Here is a 22428-nt window from a genome sequence, read left to right as displayed (position 1 = left end):
TCCTCTCGTCCCAGGCGGAACCGGAATGGGACGACACCCAGCGTGACTGGTTCCTCTCCCTCGCCGAGTACCGGGCGGGTCTGTGCCCGATCTGCGGGTACGAGAAGGCCGTGTGCCAGGCCTTGGAGAACGTCGGCAAGTTCGTCCCCAATCCCCCAGCCCGGTGTCACGCGACGACGGCGCTGCGCCAGTACCAGAAGGACCGCGAGTACGACGTCCCTGACGCCCTCGTGTGGTCTGTCGGACTCCAACCCACCCCTGAGGAGGTGACCAGTGGCTGATCGTTCCGTTGCCTGGCGGATGACCCTCGACTCGACGGGAATCGTGACCGGGGCGCGCCTGGCGAAGTCCGCCCTGCTCGACCTTGAGCGCGGTGGCATCGCCAAGGCCCGCGTAGGTCTGGCCGGGTTGGAGAAGTCAGCCAAGGAACACCCTCAGGCGTGGCAGGCCGCCGGCACTGCCGCGGTCGGCTTTGGTGGTGCTGTAGCGGTCGGGTTCGGCATGGCCGGTCGCGCAGCCATGCAGTGGCAGTCCGATTGGGCGGGTGTCACGAAGACGGTCAACGGCACCGAACGGCAGTTGTCGGGCCTCGAACAGGGCCTGCGCAACCTCGCACGCAAGGAACTGCCAGCCTCGACCACGGAGATCGCCGCCGTCGCTGAGGCCGCCGGCCAGTTGGGCGTCAAGACCGGCAACGTCCTCATGTTCACCAAGACCATGATCGATATGGGCGAGTCGACGAACCTCTCCGCCGAAGAGGCCGCGAGCTCCCTGGCCCGGTTCTCCAACATCATGGGCACCAACCAGAAGGACGTGGGCCGCCTCGGCGCCGCCGTCGTCGGCCTGGGCAACAACTTCGCCACCACGGAACGCGAGATCGTGGAAATGGCGATGCGCATCGCCGGCGCCGGCCGCCAAGCCGGCATGACCGAGGGCGACGTCCTCGGCCTCGCCGCAGCACTCTCCTCCGTCGGCATCGACGCCGAGGCCGGTGGCACCGCGATCTCCATGGTCATGAAAAAGATCGGCGACGAGGTCTCCGGTGGCGGCGACAAGCTCGACACGTTCGCGAAGACCGCCGGCATGTCGTCTGACCAGTTCTCCGCCGCGTGGCGCGACAACGCCTCCGGTGCCCTGCAGACGTTCATCGCCGGCCTCGGCGAAGCCCAAGCCAACGGCGAGAACGTCAACGGCACCCTCACCCAGCTCGGCATCACCGGCATCCGCGAGTCTGACGCCCTGCTCCGTCTCTCCGGCGCATCCGACGTCCTCAAGCAAGCTCTCGCCACCGGCAATGAGGAGTATGCGCGCGGGATCGCGCTGATGGAGGAGGCGAACAAACGCTACGACACCGCCGAGTCGAGGGTGCGCATCGCCGGGAACGCGATCAAGGACTCCGCGATCAGCTTCGGCGACGTGTTCCTCCCCGCCGTCGCCGGTGCCGCCGACGGTGTCGCCGGCTTCGCGAACTGGATCTCCGACCTGCCCCAACCCGTCCAGCAGGCCGCGGCCGGCATCGGTGGCCTCGCCGGTGCCGCGGGCCTCGCCGGCGGCGGGTTCCTCCTCCTCGCCCCGAAGGTCTTCGACGTCATCGACGGGTTCAAGACCCTCAACCGCGAGCACCCGCAGGTCGCTGGCGGCCTCAGCTCGATGAGCAAAGCGATCGCCGTCGTCGGTGCCGCGTTCGCCGCCGCCCAGCTCACCGGTGCCGCGTTCACCGCTGTCCTCAAGCAGGGCACCACCACCAGCGCCGAGATGACGGCCGCGCTCGTGCAGCTGCAGAACCCGGAGAAGACCGGCGTCAAGGACACCATCCTCGACCCGAAGATGTGGGAGAACACGCAGGGGTTCTGGTCCAGCACTGGAGACGAGATCAACAACTGGGGTGACGCCCTCGAACGCACCACCGCCGCCGGTGCCGGGTTCACCGTGTGGATGGACAAGCTCACCAACACCCAGTCGGACATCTCGAAGGCCAACGAGAACATCGAGGCCACCGACAAAGCCCTCTCCGATCTCGTCTCCTCCGGCGGCCTCGAAACCGCCCAGCAGGGCTTCGCCGCGATCGCCGACGAAGCCAAACGCTCCGACGTCGACCTGCAGACCACGTTCGAGAAGTTCCCCCAGTACCGCGACCACCTGACGAACATCGCGCTCGCCGCCGGTCAGGCCACTGACGATCAGACACTGATGAAGATCGCGACTGGTGAGATCACGCCGGAGATGCTCGCGGCCGGCGCGGCCTCGGACGAGCAGGCGCAGAAGCTCACCGAGCTGGGCGTCCAGGCACAGTCGACGGGCGACAAGATCTCCGAGCTCGCCGAGGAGATCCGCGGGTTCGGTTCGGCGACGCTGAGCGAGCGTGAAGCTCAGCGTGCGTTCCAGGAGTCCCTCGACACGGCCACCGAGGCGTTGGAGAAGAACGGGAAGACTCTCGACATCACCACGCAGAAGGGCCGCGACAACCAGGACGCGCTCGACGGAATCGCGCAGTCCGCCAACGAGGCCGCCGCGTCCATGGCGGAGAACGGTGCCTCGGCTGAACAGTTGCGGTCGTCGCTGCAGACCTCCCGTGAGGAGCTGGTGCGCACCGCGCGCAGCTTCGGCATGACGAAGTCCGAGGCCGAGGCCTACGCCGACCAGGTGCTCATGACACCTGAGGAGGTACGCACCCGCGTCAAGGCCCTGGGCATCGACGCGGCTCTCGACGGCATCACCTCGGTGCAGGAGGCCCTGGACAAGGTCAAGGACAAGAACGTCTGGGTGAAGGTCAACGAGGTCTACGTCCGTCAGGAGGGCAACGAGAAGGTCTACTCCTCCGACCCGAAGAACTCTGGCGTCCAGAAGTTCAAAGCCGACGGCGGAATTCTCGAGTACATGGCCACTGGTGGTCTGCGACCCATGTCCCCGATCGCCGAGATGGTGCCTCCGAACACGTGGCGGGTCGTCGGCGACCGCATGGACGTCGACGAAGCATACGTCCCGCTCGATGGTTCGCGCCGGTCGTGGAAGATCCTCGCCGAGGCGCTGCAGCGCATGCCGGGGGCGCTCCCCATGGCGAAGGGCGGTATCGCCTCGGCGCAACGCCGCGTCGATCTCGCCTCAGATGATCTCAAGACCGCTCGTCGTGCGAAGCAGGACGCGAAGTCGAAGTCGGCCAAGGCCGCGGCGGCGAAACGGGTTCGGGTCGCCGAAGACGCGCTCGCGACCGCGAAGAAGCAGCTCACCGCGTCGAAAGACGAGTCGAAAGCCGCCGAGCAGGCTGCGAAGCTCGCGAAGGAGCGCGCCAAGGAGGAACGCGAACGCCAAGCCCGGATAGGAGAACTCCGCACCGACCTCCGCACCGACCTCCGCCGCGGCGACGTCCGCCAGCAGGTCACCGGCGGTCTCTCCGGTGCATACTCTGCCGTCGACCGGCTTCAGGCGCTCGCCGACAACAAGGACCTCTCCGGGGGCGCTCGCCGCCGCGCAGGCATCGACGCCCGCCAGTACGAGAAGTCGCTGAAGTCGCTGTACGGGTCCTTGGAGAAGCTCGAGGAGCGCACGACCAAGGCGAAGGACAAGCTCGACGAGCTCAAGCAGATCCAGAACTCCGTGTCCTCGTCGATCCAGAACAAGGCATACACGCTCGACGTCGACTCCCAGTGGGCACAGAACAAGGCCGGCGTGTGGCAGCAGACGCAGGGCGTGTCCGGGGTGCGCACGAACGCCGCGGCCGCAGCCAAACGCGTCCGTGACCTCTCCGACAAACTCAAGCGCCTTCAGCGCATGGGCTACTCGGGCGCGATCCTTCAAGAAGTCGCCCAGGCCGGGTCCATCGACGAGTCGATCACCATGGCCGACGAACTCCTCAAAGGCACCGGCTCCGACGTCCGCTCGATCAACGCCTCCTACAAGGACATCGCGAAGTACGCCGACCAGGCCGGCGCCTACGTCACCGAGGGGTTCTACAAGGGCGGCGTCAACGCCGCCGCGGGCCTCGTCAAGGGCCTCGAATCCCAGCAGAAGGCCGTGGAGAAGACGATCGAGCGCATCGCTCGCGGCATGGAGAACTCCCTCAAACGCGCCCTCGGCATCAAGTCCCCGTCCACGGTCATGTACGCCCGCGGCCTCGACACCGCCGCCGGTCTCAACAACGCCCTGATCGACTCGCTCGCCACCATCGAGGACACCGCCGCCCAGCTCGGCCTCGCCGCCGTACCCCCGCTCACCGGGCTCGGCCCGATCCCCCTCGACGTCGCCGCGACCACGGACACCTCGGCGCTCGCCTCTGGTCCGGTTGCGGCCGCCGCGGTGCCGGCGCCGACGGACTTGGCGGGGTCGCAGGCCGGCGCGGAGGTGTCGTGGGATGACACGGTCGCGACGACGACGGACGCGCTGACGTCCATGCAGGCCCTCACAGCCGCCGCGTACCTGCAGATGACCGCTGACACCGATGCGTCGCTGACGGCCCGTCAGGAGTCCACCCTGACCGCGATGACGGCCATGTCCGAGACTCAGTCGGCGAACCTCGTGGCGATGTCGACGAATCAGGCGTCGTCGCTGCAGGCGATGACTGCGAACCACTGGTCGAATCTGACGACTATGGCTGGGGATCAGGCGAGGAACCTCTCCAGCATGGCCACCACCCAGCGTGACGGGTGGAGGGCGATGAACGACCAGACTGCCGCCTCGGTGGCGTGGATGCGTTCGGGTGTGGATTCGACGATGCGCGGCATGGACCGGGACGTGTCCGGCCGCCTCGGCGAGCTCGAACGCACCACCGATAGCGGGTTCTCCTCGATCAGCCGCAGTGGTCGCGACAGCTTCGAGGGGATGCGCGCGGGCATCGACCGGACGATGGGCCGCACCCCCGGCGACGTCGGGGACTCCCTGAATCGCACGATCAGTGTCCTCGGCGGGTTCGCCTCGGCGGTCAACGCTGCGTTCGCTGAAGTCGGGGTGAAGCTCAAGGCCCCGGCGAAGCTGAAGTACGCCGACGGGGGCACCCTGCCCGGGTACTCGCCTGGGCAGGACATCCACCAGTTCTACTCTCCGACGGGTGGGCGCATCGACCTCTCCGGTGGTGAGGCGTTCATGGTGCCCGAGTGGACGAAAGCGATGGGCGGCGAGGCCGGAATCAAGGCCCAGAACCGTGCCGCCCGGGAGGGTCGCCTCGATGACCTCTACGAGATGCAGGCCGAGCACTTCGCCGACGGCGGTGTGTGGCGGGGCCTGTGGGGCATCGTCAAGAGCAAGTTCCCGTCCGCGACTCTCAACTCCGCCTACCGCGGTGGGGCGACCACAGTGTCGGGCAACACCTCGTATCACTCGCGAGGAATGGCGGTCGACCTCGGCGGGCCGATGCGGCAGATCTTCGATTTCCTCTACAACAACTACCGCAATTCCAACGAGATCATCTACTCCCCGGCGGGTGGACGTCAGATCAAAAACGGCCGCCCCTACACCTACTCCGGTGCGGTGCGGAAGATCCACTGGAACCATGTGCACTGGGCAAACCGTGCCGTCCCCGGTGGTGCCGGTGCCGACATGACCCCGGGCGCGTTCACAGGTGGCGACGAGTTCATGCCACCCTCGCACCCGTTCCTCGAGCGTGCGAACGTCGACCCCGGTGCGAACCTCGAGAAGGCATACCGTCGGGCCGCGCAGAAGCTCTCCACCGACATCTACGGAAAGTTCGCGCCGAAGCTCCCCGCAGGGCTGGCCGGTCAGATGGGCCGCGGCATCATGTCCCGCGCTGCCGAGGGCCTGGTGAAGAAGGCCGCCGAGTTCGGGAAGTCGCAGACGTTCGTCATGCCCGGCGGGTCCGGGGTCGAACGGTGGCGTGACACGGTCATCCAGGCCCTCAAGCGTGTCGGTCTGCCCACCACCGATGACTACGTGAACGCGTGGCTGCGGCAGATCAAGTCCGAGTCCGGTGGCAACCCGAGCATCCGCCAGCAGGTGCGCGACGTGAACTCGGGTGGCAACGAGGCGATGGGTCTCGTGCAGGTCATCCCGGGCACGTTCGCCGCCTTCCGCGACAAGTCGCTGCCCAACGATCGCACGCACCCCCTCGCGAATCTCGTCGCCGGCATGAACTGGGCGAAGTACAAGGCGAAGCGCCGCGGCTGGAACATGCTCGACTTCATCGGCAAGGGCCACGGCTACGCCGACGGCACCCTCGCCGCGATCCCGGGTCTCGCCGAGGTCGGGGAGGACGGCTTCGAGCTCGTCCGTGACCGGTTCGGCAAGTGGGCGCGCCTCGGCGGCGACGGGTCGAAGGTCGTGAACTTCGCCGGCGGCGAGCAGGTCATGCCGCACAAGGAGTCCGTGGCGATCGAGAACCAGGTGATGCGCGGTGTGCCCTCGACGATCGGCCTCGACGACGCCTCCGTGGCCGCGATCGCCGCGGCGGCGGCCGGCCAGATGACGAAGGCCGACATCGCGGGTCTCCTCGACGGCGTCCAGATCACCGTGTCCGTCGATGGGCAACAGATGACTGGGTTCGTCCATTCCGCGGTCGCGAGTGGCTACACCGACGCGAAGCGCACCCTCGCCCGTTCCTCGACCCTCCTCGGGAGTTGACCATGCCGACCCTGTCCCATTCTGAGTTCGATCTGCGCGGGTACCGGTTCGGACCCGACCGGCCCGTGTATCTGAACGGCATCGAAACGCCGGGCCTGGTGTGGCGTGACCAGGATGTCCTCAACCCCGTCGCCGCGGGCGTGTTCTTCGGACGCGACTACAAGGACGTCAAACCGTGGGGGTTGAAGTTCACGATCACCGGAGCGGACCCCGCCGAGGCCGCGGAGAACTACTTCGCCCTCGTCAAGGCGTGGGAGGCCCCGGACGTGCGCGACCCGGGTGACGAGGTGCCGCTCGACTTCGCGCTGCACGACACGGTCCGCCGCATCTACGGCCGCCCCCGCGACCTCAAGCTCACCGACCCCTCGGACCTCTTCGTCCTCGAGACCCTCAAGGCCGAGGGTACGTTCCAACCGTCGTCACCGGACCTTGTCGACGGCGTGTCCAGGCAGCTCAAGATGACGATGACCCCCGGCCGGGCCGGGGGTTTCGTGTTCCCGATCGTCTTCCCCTGGGGCACCACGCAGGGCGGCACCCGGCAGGGCATCATCTCCGACGGCGGCGGCACCACTCCCACCCACGACGTGCTCGTCGAGGTCCACGGCCCCGTCAGCAAGGCCGTCGTCACCGGCCCCGGGTGGCGGTTCGGGGTCACCCAGAACCTGCCGTATGACCGCTCCATCATCCTCGACACCCGCCGGCGAACAGTCCTCTGGGACACCGGCACCTCCGCGGCCGGCCTCATCAGCCCGGGCACCCGCCTCGATGACATCACGATCCCGCCCGGTCCCTCGGAGATCAAGTTCACCGGCGAGGACCAGTCCGGCACCTCCACCGTCACTCTCACGTGGCGGCCCACCATCACCACACTCTGAGGGAGATCACTCATGGCCTTGCAGAACATCCCCTGGGCGATCGGCGGCGGCGCCGAGAACGAAGTCGAAGGCGCTCGCCTCGCCCTGTACGCGGCGACGAACGGCGGCCGCGGCATCATGGCTCCTCGTGACCTGCGGGTCTCCGCGCTGCCGACCCCGGGCGGTGCGGTGCGCATCCACGCCGGGGCCGGTGTCACCCCGAACGACTACCTCGGCCCGGGCGGTGCAGGCCAGTCCTATGCGGTGCGTGAGACCTCGTCGACGGACTTCCCTGTGCCGGCCACCGGGTCATCGGGTGGCGCGGTGCGGTACCTCATCATCCGGATCAAAGATGAGCAGTACGAGGGACCGAAGCCGGCGAACCCTGCCACCGACCCCCGCAACTTCTACGAGTGGGTGGGTGCGCTGCCGACGACGGTGCCGTATGTGCCGTTGAAGAAGCTCAACCAGCCGGCGAACACGGCGACCATCACGAATGCGATGCTCACAGACATTCGGGAAATGGCGAACCCTCGCATCCTCGTCGTCAACCGGTCCCGCGCCTCGGTGGCCTCCGATCAGGGCATGGCGTTGAACTCGAAGACGTCGGCCGGCGAGTGGTTCCCCGGCGACGGCACCCCGACCGGTGCCCGTCAGCAGATTTTCTGCCCGGCCTGGGCGACGGCGATGGTCGTCGAACCCGCCTGGTACCAGGTCCGCTACTCGGCGGCGAACGTGTGGGGACGGTACTGGATCAACTACGGCCCCTCCTCCGCCGAGGGCAACTACTCGGGCCAGCCGTTCCCGCACAGCACGCAGGAGTTCGCGTTCGACGCCGCCGAGGGCAACATTCAGAGGCAGCCGTGGTTGATGTCGGACTACCGCACCATCAGCTCGTCGATGCGCGGACAGATGATGACGTTCGCGTTCCGAGCCCGTCGCCACGACTCCTCGACCGCCACCGGCGTCGTGCGCATGGACGGCCTCTCCGGCCTGTCGCTGAAGGTGACGTTCCTCGAAGAACCCGACCCGTCCACCGAGTGAGCACACGCCCATGACATGGCGCTACCTCGCAACCAGACTCAACGGTGACGGCACCGAGACGTTCCTGAACACGAACGTGCCACTGACCGACGTGGAGATCCACCAGGTCGTCAACGGCCACGGCGGTATCAAAGCCACCATCGAACCCGAACACCCCTCCCTCAAACAGAACGGGCAGTTCATCCTCGAGGCCGGCACCACCGGCATCTACGCCGAGGTCGACGGCCTCATCCGCGGCGGCGGCATCCTCGAAAACATCGACACCGACGGCCCGAAGCTCGGACTCGACTGCATCGGCCACACCGGGTACCTCACCGGCATGCCCTACACCGGACACAAGGTCATCGAACGCGACGACCCCCTCAAGGTCTCCCGCCACCTGTGGGACCACACCCAAGCCCGCAAGAACTTCAACCTCGGCATCGAATTCGACGGCGCCACGAAGTCCCGCACCATGTTCATCGGCGACGACACCATCCCCCCATCCACCACGCCGGTGAAGGTCACCCCCTACGTCCTCGCATACTGGCAAACCCACGACCTCGCGAAAGAGTTCGACGAACTCGCCGACCTCGCCCCCTTCGAATACACGCTCACCCACACCTGGAACACCGACAAAACGCGAATCCACCACACCCTCACCTACGGCTACCCACGCCTCGGCGCTCGCCGCACCGACCTCCGGTTCACCGTCGGAGAGAACGTCACCGTGCTCCCCCAGTTCAAGACCGACGCGGACTCCTACGCCTCGAACGTCATCGTCCTCGGCGCAGGCGAGGGACAGAAGATGATGCGAGCCGAAGACGCCGACCCCGCACCCGGCCGCCTCGGCCGCTACGAGGTCGTCGCCGACAAATCCATCACCACCCCCACAGCGGCCCGGCAACGCGCCGCAGCCGAACGCCGAGCCCGCACCGGCCAGGACGACATCAGCGACCTCGCCGTCGCCCAACACCCAAACGCACTCCTCGGCTCCTACCAAGTCGGTGACGACATCCTCATCAACACCGCCGACGGCTGGCAGGGCCGACACAGCGTCTGGGTGAAGATCCTCGGCATCCAGATCCGCCCCAACACGAACACGACCACCCTGCAGGTCCGACGCGCAGAGAAGGTGAGCAAGTGAGACCCCTCGACCGCATGGTCCGCGACATCGAGAACCTCAAGAAGGCACAACGCGCGCTCGCCACGGGGCCGCAGTTGGCGAATTCGTCGTTGGAGAACGGCACTCTCGATGTCAACGACGCGGACGGGAATCTGCGGATGATGGTCGGGCTGCAGGATGACGGCCGGCAGACGGTCACAGTGATCGGCGGCCCGACCCCGCCCACCCCTTCGGCCCCACAGGTCTCGGTCGACAACGGCACGATCGTTGCCCGCTGGGATGGGAACTTCGTCGACGAACTCGTAGCTCCCACGGATTGGTCACGCACGGAGATCCACGCCGTGCCCGGCGCCGCCGAGTTCGTCCCGACGAGGGCCACGGCCCGCGATTCCATCGTGGCCGCGTCGGGTGGTGAGGTCACGATCGGTGTCGAGAAGGGCACCTGGACGGTGTGCTTGGTCTCCTGGTCCCAGGCGGGGAAGCTCTCGCCGGCGTCCGGGTTCGTGACGGTCGAGGTTCCCGGGTATGGGGATCTCGTGCAGGCCGCGATCGATGAGGCGCAGAGACTCATCGACCAGGCGAAGCAGGCGTTGGAGGGGAGCCAGGAAGAGCTCGCGAAGAAGATCGCCACCGCCGAGACTGCGCTCAGCGAGCTCAAGACCTCTCTCGGCGATCTCGCTGACACGACGCTGCCGAAACTGCGTGAGGATCTCACCGCCGCGGAGGGCCGCCTCGACGATGCCGAGCAGGATCTCGCCGCGGTGCCGGGAGCAATCTCGGGTGCAGTCCAGTCCGCAGCCGACGCGGCAGCGCGCTTCGATGCCGAGTTGAAGTCGCAGATGGACCAGGCACTCGCGAACGCCCGCACCGCGCTTGAGGGTGACATCAGCACGGTGCGCACACGCGTGGATGGGAAGAACTCGATCACCCAATCCGTGTCGTCCCCGCCCGTCCAGTATGCGGGTGTGGTGGGTGACCGGTGGGAGGTCATGTCGACGATGGGCTCGGGCGGGCTTGTCCTCTCGTCGTGGCGGTGGAACGGCAACGTGTGGGTCTCCACGATCCTCTCCTCCGCGGTGCTCGCGAAGATCGACATCGGCACGGGCACGTTCGGGGATCTCGACGGCAACCGACTCCGCGTCGGCTCGGTGATAGCTGACAAGCTACTTATTGGCTCTGACCGGAACTTGATCCCGAACGGAGACCTGTCGAAGGGCAGCGCTGTCGGATGGTCGGCACTCGCCACGTTCGACCCGTCAGACGCTCCAAGCGGACTCCCAGCATCAGTGAAAACGGTCGCCGGTCAGGGAACGGCAAAGTTCTCGTACAACTTGCTGCAACCTGTGACACCCGGCCGTGGCATCGCCATAGAGGTTTGGCTCAAAGCGGACAAGCCTGGCTCAAGATTCATCCTCGAGTTCCGAGACCAGACCGGGGAACACTTCGGTCGATCCGGATACCCGTGGACGACCGGTGTCGGCAATCAGTCGTACCCCTTCGTCATCAACAACGTAGCGACGACCTGGACAAGATATGTGTCGTTCAACGTGGTGCCACCCGGCGTATCGGCCGTTCGGATTGCGAACTGGTACTTCAACCACTCCGCAGGAGCGGAGAGAACCGCAGCCTACAGCGTCGCGGGACTCAAGGTCTACGAGCAGCTTGGCGGCACCCTCATCGAGGCCGGCGGCATCCAGACCCCGCACCTCGCAGCCGAAGTCCTCGAGGTCGGCAACCTCAAGGCGGGGCTGGCGGCTATGGCTGAGGCTGTGGTGCAGAAGATCGCCGCGGCGACAGCGTCGATCCAGCAGGCCGACATCAGGAACCTCTTCGTCACCGGCCAGTCCACCCTCTCCACCGTCGTCGCCCAGACCATCGCCGCCGACGTCGCGAAGTTCCTCAAGATCGAGGTCGGACAGCTCCTCGCCGGCACCGCCACCATGGACCAGGCGACGGTCCGGAAGCTCTTCGCCGACGTGGTCGTCGCCGGCATGGCCGTGGCGACCGAGTTCATCGGTGAGAACGCGATCCTCACCGGAGCAGTGACAGCGTCGAAGATCACCGCTAGCGAGGAGCTGTGGGCGAAGATCGGTGAGTTCGTGCGCATCCGCACCGGCATGCTCGAGGCCGATGCGATCGACGGCATGGTCATCACCGGTGCCACCATCCAAACCGCCCGCACCGGGGCCCGCGTCACCCAAGACGCTTCGGGCCTCTCCGTCTACGACGACGCCGACGATTGGCGAGTCCGCCTCACCCCCTACGGGTCGACGTTCAAGGGCGATCTTGAGGCCGAGTCCATGGTGGCGACTGGCCCGGCGGAGTTCCGGCACACGGACAACAAGCTCGGGCAGGGGGCGAAGCTCGTCCTCGAGGCGGGTGTCACGGACCCGACCGCGCCCCCGGTGGTGCAACCGTACTGGGCCTCGGTGGGGTTCACGCCTCCCGAGGGTGGAGTCCTCTACGGCCTGGCCTACGCGGATGGGAAGTACTGGACGTTTGTCGACGTCCCCAACGCTTCCGAGGGCGACCGCCTCATCTCGATCGACCCGGCCACCGGAGTCGTCGGCGACAACATTCCGATAACGGACCAGTTCTGGGCTTCCGGGGGTGTCACCGCGATCGGCTCCGAACTGTTCCTCCTGGGCCAGAAGTCCGGCACCCCGTACAAGTACTTCTTGCGCGTGTACTCCACCGCCGGCGCGTTCCTCCGCGAGTGGGAGTACACCGATGTCGGCTGGTCGAAGTCGAACCCGCTCGCCTACAAGCCGGGCATCGGTACGGACGGCACGAACGTCGTCATCGCCCAGTGCGCTGACGGGGGCAACCTCCTGTGGCGCACCTACAACAAGACGACCGGTGCGACGATCGCGACCGTCGACTGCAAGGACGGAACGAAGTCCGACGTCGGCGGAATCTACATCGGCCCCGGCGACTGGGGTGGCGGCACGTTCGTCACCGTCCGCAAGACCTCCGGCAACGTCGGGGACGCGATCGTGACGTTCTCCACGTCCGGGGTGTGGGATCCCGCGAAGTCGTGGAAGACCGCTGAGAACGGCCGCGACACCGGGCTCGTGTTCGCTGACGGGAAGTTCCGCACTCTCAATGGCGGTGCCGGAAGTATCAACGAATACGCCCCACCCACGACAGGTGATGACTCTCCGGATTGGTGGGCGGCGTATGCGTGGGAGACCGATCTCGGTGACGACGGTTCGCTTGACTACGATTCGCGGATCAGCCCAGGAACTCGGTTCACGTGGCCGCGCCGCTCGCGGTTGAAGGTGATGGGTTCACCGCTGCCGGTGGGCGTCGGCAATATCGGCGGGTACACGGCGAAGAAAGCGACCCGCCCGGCGCTGTCAGAGTACCGTCGCACGTTCACCCACTTCCGCTCCGACGAGTCGGTCGCAACCTGGCACTACTTCGATCCGGCGGGAATGGCAGCAACGGATGCGAACACGTATCCGCGGGCCACCCCATCGTCGATCGCGTCGACGACGCCGATGTTCGAAGTCAGGGGCGATGGGTCCGGCAAGTGGGGGACTCTGGCGTTCAATGCCAACGGAACAGCGACTGCTGCAGGCGTGCCCCTGGCCGACACGGGGTGGATTGATCTGCCAGCCCCGCGGGCACCGTTCACGGAGCGCACGAACGGGCAGTACAAGGTCCGTCACGGCGTCGTCTATTTCCGAGGACAGTATTCGTTTACCTGGTCGGGCATGCAGACGGTGATGACTCTGCCTCCGACGATCCGACCTCCCCACCTGTATCAGACGTCGGCAGCGTCGAACACGACCGTGAACCTGTACTGGGAGGTGCGCACCGACGGGACCGTGGCCGTGTGGGCCTCGGGAGCGACAGGTGCGTGGGTGAACATGACCGCGATCAGCTACCCGCTCGACTGAGGAGGAACCATGGATTTCAGCCATCACGACGACCAGGCTCTTGAGGCTCTGCGTTCGGAGGTGGTCGCGGAGCAGAACCGGCGGTGGACTCTCGCCCAGGCGGGTGCGACCCTCGACTCGCTCACTCGGTCGGTGCTCACCGCCAACGGTGTCACCGAGGGGGATGAGTGGGTGCGGCCGGCGGATGCCACCACCTCCTACCCGAAGGGGTGGCGGGTCACGCTCGACGGGAAAACCTGGACGAGCACGAGGTCAGGGAACACCCTGAAACCGGGCGGTGCAGGGTGGACGGAGGAGAAACCGTGAGGGGCCGGCACTCGTACATGCTGCTGTCCATCCTGCGGGTCAAATTCCGGCTCGAACCAGCCCCAGAATGGCTCCTCACCGCGCTGCTCATCATCCTCGCCGGACGGGGACTGGGCAGCGGACTCGACCTCGCCCTCGATCCGGAAACCAGCAGCGACATCTACGCCTACGCCGACATCATCGGCGCTAACATGTGGGGGTGGCTACAGGCTACCGCCTCCATGCTGCTCATCGCCGCGTTGGCTTCTCGGTGGATATCGGCGATCCTCGCCACCCAGGTGGTGATCACTACGATCTGGTTCGTCTACGGTATCGCGATCTTCCAGGGCACTCTCCCGATCATCACCGAGGCCGGTGGGCTGCGGAACGCGTTCAACCCGTGGGCAACCGCAGGCTGCCTGTTCGTCGCGTTCCTCGCCACGGTTGACCAGATGCGCCGGAGGATCGCTCGGGACGGGCGGCCCGCATGATCCCCACACTGCCACCGTCGATGCTCGATGCCCTCGTCCAGGCTGGTGGTGGTGCCGGGTTCATCGCGTTCGCGATCGCTCTCATCGTCCAGGGCCGCCGCAGGGGCCTTAAGGAGCGCGCTGAGGAGGCGGAGAAGGGACACAAGGACGCGACCGCGCAGATCGCCGAGCTCAAGAACCAGCTCGAGGAGATGGAGGCGAACTTCAACACGAAAATCGCTGATCTCAAGGAACAGTTCACCGGGCAGATCGAGAAACTCCAACGTCAGAACGTGGGCCTCCTTGATGCGAACTACCGCCTGCGCCAACGCCTCGCCGAGAACGGTCTCGCTCACGACGACATCACCTGACCACCAACCACCCCACCATCACGCCCCAGACACACGGTCTCGGGGCGTTTCTCATGCCCGAAGGAGGCAACACCATGGCGTATGCGCTCGCCCCACGGATCGCGAGGGCGGTGAAGAAGTCCGGTCTCGATGTCGTGTGGGTCGGTGACTGGGAGGGCCGGGGCCGCGCGACCATGCGCGGCGTGAAGACGATCACCCTTCACCACACGGCCACCCCGAGATCGTTCAAACGCTCCACGGAGTACCCGACGTTCAACGTCGTCAAGAACGGGCGCCCGGGCCTACCTGGCCCGCTCGCCCAGTTAGGTCTAGGCCGCACCGGGGTCGTGTACGTGTTCGCGGCCGGCGTCGCGAACCATGCCGGGAAGTCCCGGTCGAGCACGATGACGAACTCGTATGCGATCGGCATCGAAGCTGAGGGTGCGATGGAGGACTGGCCGAAAGCCCAGTACGACGCGTACCTCAAGCTCGTGCGTGCCCTCCTCGACGAGTTCGACCTCTCCGAGTCCCGGGCGCTGCGGCACGCCGAGACGTGCTCCCCACCCGGGCGGAAGTCGGATGCCTCGTTCAACGGGGACACGTTCCGCAAGCGCCTCAAGCTCACGAAGACCGGTGGCCGACCGCCGGCCCCGAAACCCACCAACCCCACACCCGCACCCAGGAAGGGAATCCTCGACATGTCATTCAAGACCTCCGACCGTCGCACTGCGAAGCAGCCTCTGCCGCCGAACCGGGAGACGACGCTCAAGACCCGCGCGAAGAACACCTGGTCGTTCCTCACCTCCACGAAGCGTGGGGAGACGTTCATGGTCAACACCCACCTCACGATCAACGGCCTCCGCGAGGGGCAGGTCGTCGAGGTGTGGCTGCGCCTCGGCGAGTACAACTCGAAGACGAAGAAGGGCGCCACCCGCTACGACTACAAGCGGGTCACCGTGCATGGTCGCGCCGGCGGCGGTGACGTGCACGCCGAACTCACCCAGTTCGACAAGTGCAACATCGGCCCGAAGATGGGCGGCGACATGCGCCTCTACGTCGTCGCGAAGAACGTCTCCGGCGGCGGCGACGTCGCGGTCACCGACATCAAGTGGACCGAACTCACGGACTGACAAGGAGCAACCATCATGAAGATCGTCACCACACCCAACGCATCCGCCACCCAGACCGAGCATCCCGCCCGCGCCGCGATGCGCACGTTCATCCAGGCCTGGATCCCCGGCATCATCGGCGCCCTCGTCGTCGTGCCCGAGATCGTGAGAATCGTCCTCGACGAGTTCACCAGATCCAACGTCGAACCGCCCGAGCAGCTGAGACTCATCCTTGTCACGATCGCCACCGGCGCGGCCCTCGTCTCCGCGGTCATCGCTCGTGTCATGGCGATCCCCGCCGTCGAACGCGCCCTGCGCACGCTCGGCCTCGGAGCCGCACCGACGGACCCTGACTTCGGCAACTGGGACGGCCTCGACTCCGAGGAGGTCGAACCCGTCGGCGACGGCGCAGACGACCCCGACGACGCGACCGCCGTCGACGGTGACGCCGCTCCCGACGGAGACGCCGACGGGGAAGGGTACACCGTGACGTCGGCGTTCAGACCAGAGTCTGCCGGCGACGCCGACCCGGAAGACGACCCGGGCACCGAGGTCGACGCCACTCCGCCCCCGGACGGGTACGAACCCCGCCACTGAAAGGTCACCCGAATGCCTGCCCTGATCCTCCGCTATTTCACCTACGACCACCTCACCAACCCTCTGCTGCGCGCGACCTCCGCGAAATTCGCGGCGCTCGCCGCTGAGGTCGATGACGCACTGCCGGATGGGCCTGAGAAGTCGGTCGCTCTGCGCAAACTCCTCGAAGCCAAGGACGCCGCGGTGCGTGCGGCACTCGACGCCTGACCGTCCGTTCCACGACTTGGCCCTCACCGTCACCGCGGTGGGGGCCACTTCGTCGTGCCTGGGGAGAGTCGTATACTTCGGCCGCCGGCGTCGTCATACTGGACCACACACAGCTCGATGAGAGGAACTGCATCATGAACGACAACGAACTCTGGACCCGCGGCGTCCACGAACTCCTCGCCCCGGCGGTACCCGACGGCAAGCCGGCCCCGCTGGTGGAACAGCACGAAGCGAACATCGCCAGGCTCCGCGCCGAGACTACCGACGGCCCAGACGGTGCTGGCGGATAAGCTCTTCGACTCCGGACACGCTGCGCCCGAGCACCGCGGCCCGCTCCGCCACAGTCAGATCCGTCCGAGACAACGCGAACTCCGCGTCCTCGACGCTCCACGGTTGGCACTGATTCGGCGCGAGCAAGCGTTCGCCGGGGTTCACGCCCCAGGCGCGCAGCCATTTGCCGAGTGCGGTGGGGCTGACGCCGAGTGCGGCGGCGATGTCGGCGATGCCTTGGCCGGCTTCGCGTCGGCGGGTGGCCTCGGCGCGCAGGCGTGCCTTGCCGGCCGCTGTGGTGTAGGGGCGCGGTGGCAGGGTCATGCTGGTGCCGCTGACGAGTCGTGTTCGGCACCTGTTGCAGAGGCCGCGTGAGACGGCGTCACGGTCGCACCACAGCGTTGCGCACGTGGCCATGGAGGACTGCTACCGGGAATCTCGCGGCGGCCTGGATGTGTCCTGGGCGGCGTCCTTGCGTGCCCACCGCATGCCGAGTCGCACGGCGAAGGCAATGATGAGGACGGCGACGACGAGGACGGCGAGCAGGATGAGGATGTGGAGGGGCGTCATGGGCAGAGCCTAAGCCGCTGCACGGCGGTGTGTCTGCTGGTTGGCGAACCTCGTGGCCGTTTCGTTATCAGGCGATCTCGGCGAAGGCCGCGGCGTGGTGGAGAGTGTCGTCGTTGATGTGGACGTAGATCTGGGTGGTCTGTGGGTTGGCGTGGCCCATGAGTTTCTGGACGGCGCGGAGGTCTTTGCATCCGTCGTAGGTGACGGTGCCGTAGCGGTGGCGCAGGGAGTGGCCGGCCCAGTCGCCGGGGAGGGTGTCGGCGAGGAGTTCGATGACGCGCTTGTTCGACAGGTGTCCGTCGATCTTGCCGGGGAACAGCCACCCGCCGGGGTTCTCGCCGGCGGCCGCGCGGATGAGGGCGGCGAGGCTGGCGGGTAGGGGCACGCGCCGGTCCTTGTTGCCTTTGCCGTGGGCGATGATCGAGGGGCGTTGGTGGGGGCCGACGATGTCGCGGATGTTGACGAGGCAGATCTCGCAGGAGCGTAAGCCGACTTCGGCGCCGAGGCGGATCATGAGGCGTTCGCGTTTGGGTGCGGTCGCCAGGGTGCTCGTGAGGAGTTCTTCGGGGAAGGGGCGGGGCAGGCCGGGCGTAGTGCGCACGCGCGGGAGGTACACGGTGGGGTCTTCGTCGATGCGTTTGGTGAGTGTGGCCCACCGGAAGAACGACTTGAGGGTGGACTGGTGGCTGCGCCGGGTCTCCTGTTTCCAGTCGCGTGCGCCGAGGTAGGTGATGAGGTCCTCGAGGGTGACCTCGGTGATGGTGAGTTCGGTGGTGGTCGCGAACCGGCGGAGGTGGTAGTTGCGCATGCGCCGGGTGGAGCGGGGGTGGTCGGCTGCGCTCATCCAGCGGTCGAAGGCGTCGAGGTCCCCCAGCCACGCTGCTGGGGTGGGAAGTGTCTGCATACGCTGATCTTGCTGAGAATGGATTGAAACAACACTCCCTATTACCATTTCGTGACCCATTCTCAATCGTCGTGTTATTGAAGTTGACCTGTCGGTAACTTGCCTCCGAGACTGGAAATTTACTCGCGGCTCACCTGGGAGAACACAGGGTATCCGCGCAGTTCTCAGGTCTTAGTGGCTGCTCGGGATACCGAGGAGCGCGGCGTATTCGCGTCTGACTTCGGCGAGTTCGTCGCGGGCGTTTCGGTAGTCGATGACGCGGGCCTCGAACGTCACGTTCATGGTCTGGCCGGACGCGGCGAGGTCGGCGATGTCGCGTGCGAGGTACGCGGTGTGGGCTTCGAGGTGGTCGCGTCGGCGTCCGAGTTCCACGAGTCGGTCGGCAGCGAGTTGGAGTGGTGTGGTGCTCATCGCGCACCTGCCTCGACGTCGTCGGCGGGTGCGGGGAAGGTGAGCACCTCGGCGTCCCCACCGCTCGCGGAGCCGGCTCCCGGACGGGGGTGGAGGCGCACGACATCCGCACCCTCTGACGTGGGATTACTCAGCCGGGACTCCGAAACAGTGGGTTCCGGGTTCAAGTCCCGGGGGGCGCACAGCACACAGGAACCGCCGTTCGGATCATCCGAACGGCGGTTCTTCGCGTTGGCGGGCGGGCGCCCTCAGCGGTGCGCCTCCTCATGGAGCTCCATCGCCTCGGCGACCGCGTCCGGGTCACCGGATTCGATCGCCTCAAGCAGCGCACGATGCCCCTCGACACGGGTCCGCTTCTGCTCAGGCGTCTTCGGCAGGATCGCCTCGGCGTGGCCGGCGATGTGGTCGAGCAGGCCACGGCAGATCGAGGCGAGGACCTCGTTGTCCGCGGCGGCATAGACCGCTCGATGGAAATCCCAGATCGCGTGGGCGAGTCCGAGGTCCTCATCGACTCTGGCCTCGATGACCCGCATCCGCTCGCGGAGCAGCGCAAGGTCCTCCTCGGACCGATTGAGTGCGGCGTCGAGCACGACTTCCGGCTCGAGCGCATTCCTCACCACGGCGGATTGGGCCACCGACCGCGCGTCGTCGCGGACGCGGATCATCGCCTGCCCGATGTGGACGAACGGATCGGGTTCGGCGGCGAACACACCGCCACCGGGGCCGGTGCGCATCGTGATGAGCCCCTGCGCCTCGAGCATCCGCAGCGACTCGTTGAGGGTGCCCGGTGCCACCCCGATCTCCTTGCACAGGCTCTGCTTCGTCCCCAGATGCGTGTTCGGGTCGGCCTTCTGGGACCTCTGCGCGATGAGGTCGGCCACCTCGACGGCCCGTGACCGTCCGCTGCCCGCACTCACCTGCACCGTCATCTCCCGTGCCATTCGCCCTCCATCATCGTCTTCGCACGCGCTGCCATGGCACGTGCCGCCATTGCATTGTACGAAAGCGGCGTCGCGGTCGCCGCTGCAGGCGACGCCGCGACCCCGCCTGCGGGCTCAGGAATGTTCGACGATCTCGTTGCGCAGCTTCCCGATCGATTCGACCTCGACCTCGACGACATCACCGGGTCCGAGGTACCGCGGCGGGGTGAGGCCGAGCCCCACTCCCCCCGGCGTCCCGGTCGCCACGACATCGCCGGGCAGCATCGTCACGGTATCGGTGATGTAGGCGATGAGATCCTCGATCTTGAAGATGAGGTCGCGCGTGTTGCCGTTCTGCATCACCTCGCCGTTGACCGTCGTCGTCACGGTGAGATCGTCGACGTCGCCGATCTCGTCGGGTCGGTAGAGTTCGGGACCGATCGGACCCGAGCGGTCGGCATTCTTTCCGAGTGTGAACTGCGTCGTCGCGAGCTGCTTCTTTCGCGCACTGATGTCGTTGAACGCGGTGTACCCGAGCACGTGGCTGCGAGCGGTCTCCTTGTCAGCCATCCACACCGTGTCCTTCATGACGAAGGCGAGTTCGACCTCCCAGTCGAGTCCTTCGTTCGCCGGAACGGGCACCGTCGTGCCGTTGGTGACGAGTGTCGATTCCCACCGGCCGAAGATCATCGGGAACTTCGGCAGATCCTGCCCGGCACCGCGCTTCGACTCCTCGGCATGGCTGTGATAGTTGATTCCCACGCAGAAGACCCGCGAGGTCTCGGGCACGAACGGGGCTTCGGTGAGTTCGGCACGTGCGATCGGCGCGGCGTCCTCGGCGGGCGTGTCGACCTCCCCCGCGTAGAACGCTTCGACGGTTCCGATGGGGTACACGTCGTCCCCGCGGACCTCGCCGATGTGGCGGACTCCGTTGTCGAGGTATCCGATGAGTGGCATGTCTGTCTCCTTCGTCTGTATGGTGCGTGTCTGTCGTGCGTGTCTGTGTTCGTCGTCGCCCTGCCCTCGGTCCTAGGACTGGGTGCTGGCTGCGGCCTCGCGGATGGCTCTCCTCGTGCGCATGACCATGGGAATCGCGCCGAGGATGCCGACGACGACCGCGATCGGCAGGATGATCGGGTAGAGGGCCGCGATCGACGGCATGAGCACGGTGTCGAGCGACAGGGCGCCCTGCCCTGTGATCCCGAGCATAGCGACGATGGCGGCGATGAAGAAGGGGTATTCTCCTCCGCCGAGCGCGTTCCAGAACGTGCCGCTGACCGCGCTCAGTGCCGCTCCGGCGACGATCATCGTCGCAACCGCCAGGCCGATCCCGATCGGTGTGAGGATGCCGAACAGCAGGCTGACAGCGGCGATGAGCTCGAACACCGAGGCGACGCGGACCATGACATGTCCGGGTCGTTGTCCGAGCTTCTCGAACAGTCCCGCTGTCGCTGCGGGGCCCGACCCCGAGAACCACCCGCACAGCTTCTGCGTCGAGTGGGCGAAGAGGATGAGGGCGATGATCACCCGCATCCCTGCGATGCCCCAGTCCATGGTGGACGGTTCCATAACGATCCCATTCCTTCCGACTCTGATATGTCCGGCCTCCGCCCCGAGGTGGGCGGACCCGCCGGGCTCAGCTCACACCGAGAAGCTCGATTCGGGAGCGAGCGCCGTATTCTGCTCGACCCATTCGATCGGCGGCCGTGAGCCCCAGAGGTCGACGAGCTTCCAGTTCGAGAGGTTCTCCCCGGGATCGACGACTCGCGGCTCCGCGTAGATGTCGTCGATGACCTCCATCTCCGCGATGCATTCGATGAGGAAGTCCGAGGAGTTCGTGAAGTACATGAAGAGGTTGTCGCCGGCCCCGTGTCGCCCCGGCCCCCAGGTCAGGCGCCGCTCGTCGGGGATGAGCGAATCGGCGATGCCCCGGAAGTCCTGGAAGCTGTTGAACTCCCAGCTCGTGTGGTGGAGACCGCCGACGTCGCTGGCGACGATCGCCACCGTGTGGTGTCGCCCGTCGGCTCCGCGCAGCCACGCGATCTCGTGCCCGGTGCTGCGTTCGCTGAGGAGGAACCCGCAGGAGACGTTCATCTCGTGCGTCCAGCGCTCCGGGTCGGCAGCGGTGAAGTTGACATGGTCGAGGCCTTTGGGGCGCATGCCCGGTCCCTTGTAGCGCAGCGCGCGATCGTGGCGCATCGGCGTGTGGACCTCGAAGACATGGCCCTCAGAGGTCACGAAGGTCACCGACTTCTCGATCGCCTCCGACGACGGCGTCGTCGTGAGCACCTCGAGCCCGCCTTCCTCACAGCGGCGCCTGACCTCGTCGATCGCGTCGGCGCTGACGGCTTCGAGGCCGCACTGCGCGTGCCGGTTCCCGTCGGCCTGTTTGATGATGTACTCGGCATGACGCTGATTGGAGGACATGAGGATCGTTCCGTCCTCGGCCCTCTCCACGACGCGTGCGCCGATCTTGTCGGCGGTGTCCTGCGCGAGCCCCTCCGGGTCGGACGACTCCACCGTGACGTATCCCAGTCGCTGCACCAATGGTCGCATCGGGCTACTCCTCTCCTCGGTCGGCACCCGGCTTCTTCTGCGAATCGGGGGCCGATCACTTCTCTGTGATCCCTGACACGTCAATTCATAGTATTCAATATACTCAATGTCAAGGAGTGGGTGCCTCGACCGGGATATCGGGGGCGCCGGTGCGCGGTCATGGTGCGTCGGCGAAAAGTGGTGGCGCGTGCAAAAGGTGGTGTCGCCAGCGAAAAGTGCCGGTGTCGGCAAATGCGAGGTGCTCGCGGAAAGTGCGGGCGTCGGCGAAAAGTTCATGAGCACCCGGCACTGCAGGCGAGAAGTC

The 22428-nt window shown here is 66.5% G+C and carries 21 protein-coding genes; 13 read left to right on the top strand and 8 right to left on the bottom strand.

Features of this window, described 5'->3' with window-relative positions:
• Nucleotides 1-110 precede the first annotated feature (110 nt).
• From FJ887_RS04910 to FJ887_RS04850, 13 genes are all read left to right on the top strand, one after another.
• Nucleotides 111-281, top strand: a complete 171-nt coding sequence (locus FJ887_RS04910) for a hypothetical protein (protein WP_181365599.1) — start codon at nt 111-113, stop codon at nt 279-281.
• Nucleotides 274-6567: a phage tail tape measure protein gene (locus tag FJ887_RS04905; protein WP_140954713.1), complete on the top strand. Its 6294-nt coding sequence runs from the start codon at nt 274-276 to the stop codon at nt 6565-6567. Before FJ887_RS04910 ends, FJ887_RS04905 begins: the two co-directional genes overlap by 8 nt.
• A 2-nt stretch (nt 6568-6569) precedes the next feature.
• On the top strand, nt 6570-7442 hold the full coding sequence (locus tag FJ887_RS04900) for a hypothetical protein (RefSeq protein WP_140954714.1): 873 nt from the start codon (nt 6570-6572) through the stop codon (nt 7440-7442).
• Nucleotides 7443-7454: 12 nt separating this feature from the next.
• Entirely contained in the window at nt 7455-8465 is a 1011-nt protein-coding gene (locus FJ887_RS04895; RefSeq protein ID WP_140954715.1) for a hypothetical protein, read from the top strand.
• 10 nt (nt 8466-8475) lie between these two features.
• Nucleotides 8476-9591 carry a hypothetical protein gene (locus FJ887_RS04890; protein ID WP_140954716.1) on the top strand — a complete coding sequence of 372 codons (1116 nt, stop codon included), beginning with the start codon at nt 8476-8478 and terminating at the stop codon, nt 9589-9591.
• Nucleotides 9588-13475: a hypothetical protein gene (locus FJ887_RS04885; protein ID WP_140954717.1), complete on the top strand. Its 3888-nt coding sequence runs from the start codon at nt 9588-9590 to the stop codon at nt 13473-13475. Before FJ887_RS04890 ends, FJ887_RS04885 begins: the two co-directional genes overlap by 4 nt.
• Nucleotides 13476-13484: 9 nt before the next feature.
• Nucleotides 13485-13781, top strand: a complete 297-nt coding sequence (locus tag FJ887_RS04880) for a hypothetical protein (protein WP_140954718.1) — start codon at nt 13485-13487, stop codon at nt 13779-13781.
• Nucleotides 13782-13798: 17 nt separating this feature from the next.
• Nucleotides 13799-14251: a hypothetical protein gene (locus FJ887_RS04875; protein ID WP_101624032.1), complete on the top strand. Its 453-nt coding sequence runs from the start codon at nt 13799-13801 to the stop codon at nt 14249-14251.
• Nucleotides 14248-14601 carry a hypothetical protein gene (locus tag FJ887_RS04870; RefSeq protein ID WP_140954719.1) on the top strand — a complete coding sequence of 118 codons (354 nt, stop codon included), beginning with the start codon at nt 14248-14250 and terminating at the stop codon, nt 14599-14601. The genes FJ887_RS04875 and FJ887_RS04870 overlap by 4 nt, the downstream gene beginning before the upstream one ends.
• Before the next feature lie 74 nt (nt 14602-14675).
• Nucleotides 14676-15710 (top strand): peptidoglycan recognition protein family protein, encoded by a 1035-nt coding sequence (locus FJ887_RS04865; protein WP_219993815.1) that lies wholly within the window; start codon nt 14676-14678, stop codon nt 15708-15710.
• A 15-nt stretch (nt 15711-15725) separates the two neighbouring features.
• The gene (locus FJ887_RS04860) at nt 15726-16286 is read left to right on the top strand and encodes a hypothetical protein (RefSeq protein WP_140954720.1); all 561 of its coding nucleotides are present in this window, start codon (nt 15726-15728) and stop codon (nt 16284-16286) included.
• A gap of 12 nt (nt 16287-16298) precedes the next feature.
• On the top strand, nt 16299-16493 hold the full coding sequence (locus tag FJ887_RS04855; protein WP_140954721.1) for a hypothetical protein: 195 nt from the start codon (nt 16299-16301) through the stop codon (nt 16491-16493).
• A gap of 134 nt (nt 16494-16627) precedes the next feature.
• Nucleotides 16628-16783, top strand: a complete 156-nt coding sequence (locus FJ887_RS04850) for a hypothetical protein (RefSeq protein WP_181365600.1) — start codon at nt 16628-16630, stop codon at nt 16781-16783.
• Here FJ887_RS04850 and FJ887_RS04845 read toward each other — a convergent pair.
• The 8 genes from FJ887_RS04845 to FJ887_RS04810 form a co-directional block, all read right to left on the bottom strand.
• Nucleotides 16752-17087, bottom strand: coding sequence for a helix-turn-helix domain-containing protein (locus tag FJ887_RS04845; protein ID WP_140954722.1), 336 nt, complete (start codon nt 17085-17087; stop codon nt 16752-16754). The genes FJ887_RS04850 and FJ887_RS04845 overlap by 32 nt on opposite strands.
• 102 nt (nt 17088-17189) lie before the next feature.
• Nucleotides 17190-17333 carry a hypothetical protein gene (locus FJ887_RS04840; RefSeq protein WP_181365601.1) on the bottom strand — a complete coding sequence of 48 codons (144 nt, stop codon included), beginning with the start codon at nt 17331-17333 and terminating at the stop codon, nt 17190-17192.
• Between the two features lie 67 nt (nt 17334-17400).
• Nucleotides 17401-18237 carry a tyrosine-type recombinase/integrase gene (locus tag FJ887_RS04835; RefSeq protein ID WP_181365602.1) on the bottom strand — a complete coding sequence of 279 codons (837 nt, stop codon included), beginning with the start codon at nt 18235-18237 and terminating at the stop codon, nt 17401-17403.
• A gap of 171 nt (nt 18238-18408) precedes the next feature.
• Nucleotides 18409-18648, bottom strand: coding sequence for a hypothetical protein (locus tag FJ887_RS04830; protein WP_140954724.1), 240 nt, complete (start codon nt 18646-18648; stop codon nt 18409-18411).
• A gap of 248 nt (nt 18649-18896) precedes the next feature.
• The gene (locus tag FJ887_RS04825) at nt 18897-19589 is read right to left on the bottom strand and encodes a FadR/GntR family transcriptional regulator (protein WP_140954725.1); all 693 of its coding nucleotides are present in this window, start codon (nt 19587-19589) and stop codon (nt 18897-18899) included.
• A gap of 114 nt (nt 19590-19703) precedes the next feature.
• Entirely contained in the window at nt 19704-20525 is an 822-nt protein-coding gene (locus FJ887_RS04820) for a fumarylacetoacetate hydrolase family protein (protein ID WP_140954726.1), read from the bottom strand.
• Nucleotides 20526-20597: 72 nt separating this feature from the next.
• Nucleotides 20598-21137, bottom strand: a complete 540-nt coding sequence (locus FJ887_RS04815; RefSeq protein WP_140954727.1) for a DoxX family protein — start codon at nt 21135-21137, stop codon at nt 20598-20600.
• Nucleotides 21138-21209: 72 nt separating this feature from the next.
• Nucleotides 21210-22124, bottom strand: coding sequence for a VOC family protein (locus FJ887_RS04810; protein WP_137826393.1), 915 nt, complete (start codon nt 22122-22124; stop codon nt 21210-21212).
• Between the last annotated feature and the right edge of the window lie 304 nt (nt 22125-22428).

Origin of the sequence: Brevibacterium sp. XM4083 (genome assembly GCF_006489205.2) — a bacterium.
GTDB lineage: Bacteria > Actinomycetota > Actinomycetes > Actinomycetales > Brevibacteriaceae > Brevibacterium.
The sequence above is the reverse complement of the archived record's forward strand: the minus strand, read 5'-3'. Positions and strand labels throughout refer to the sequence as shown.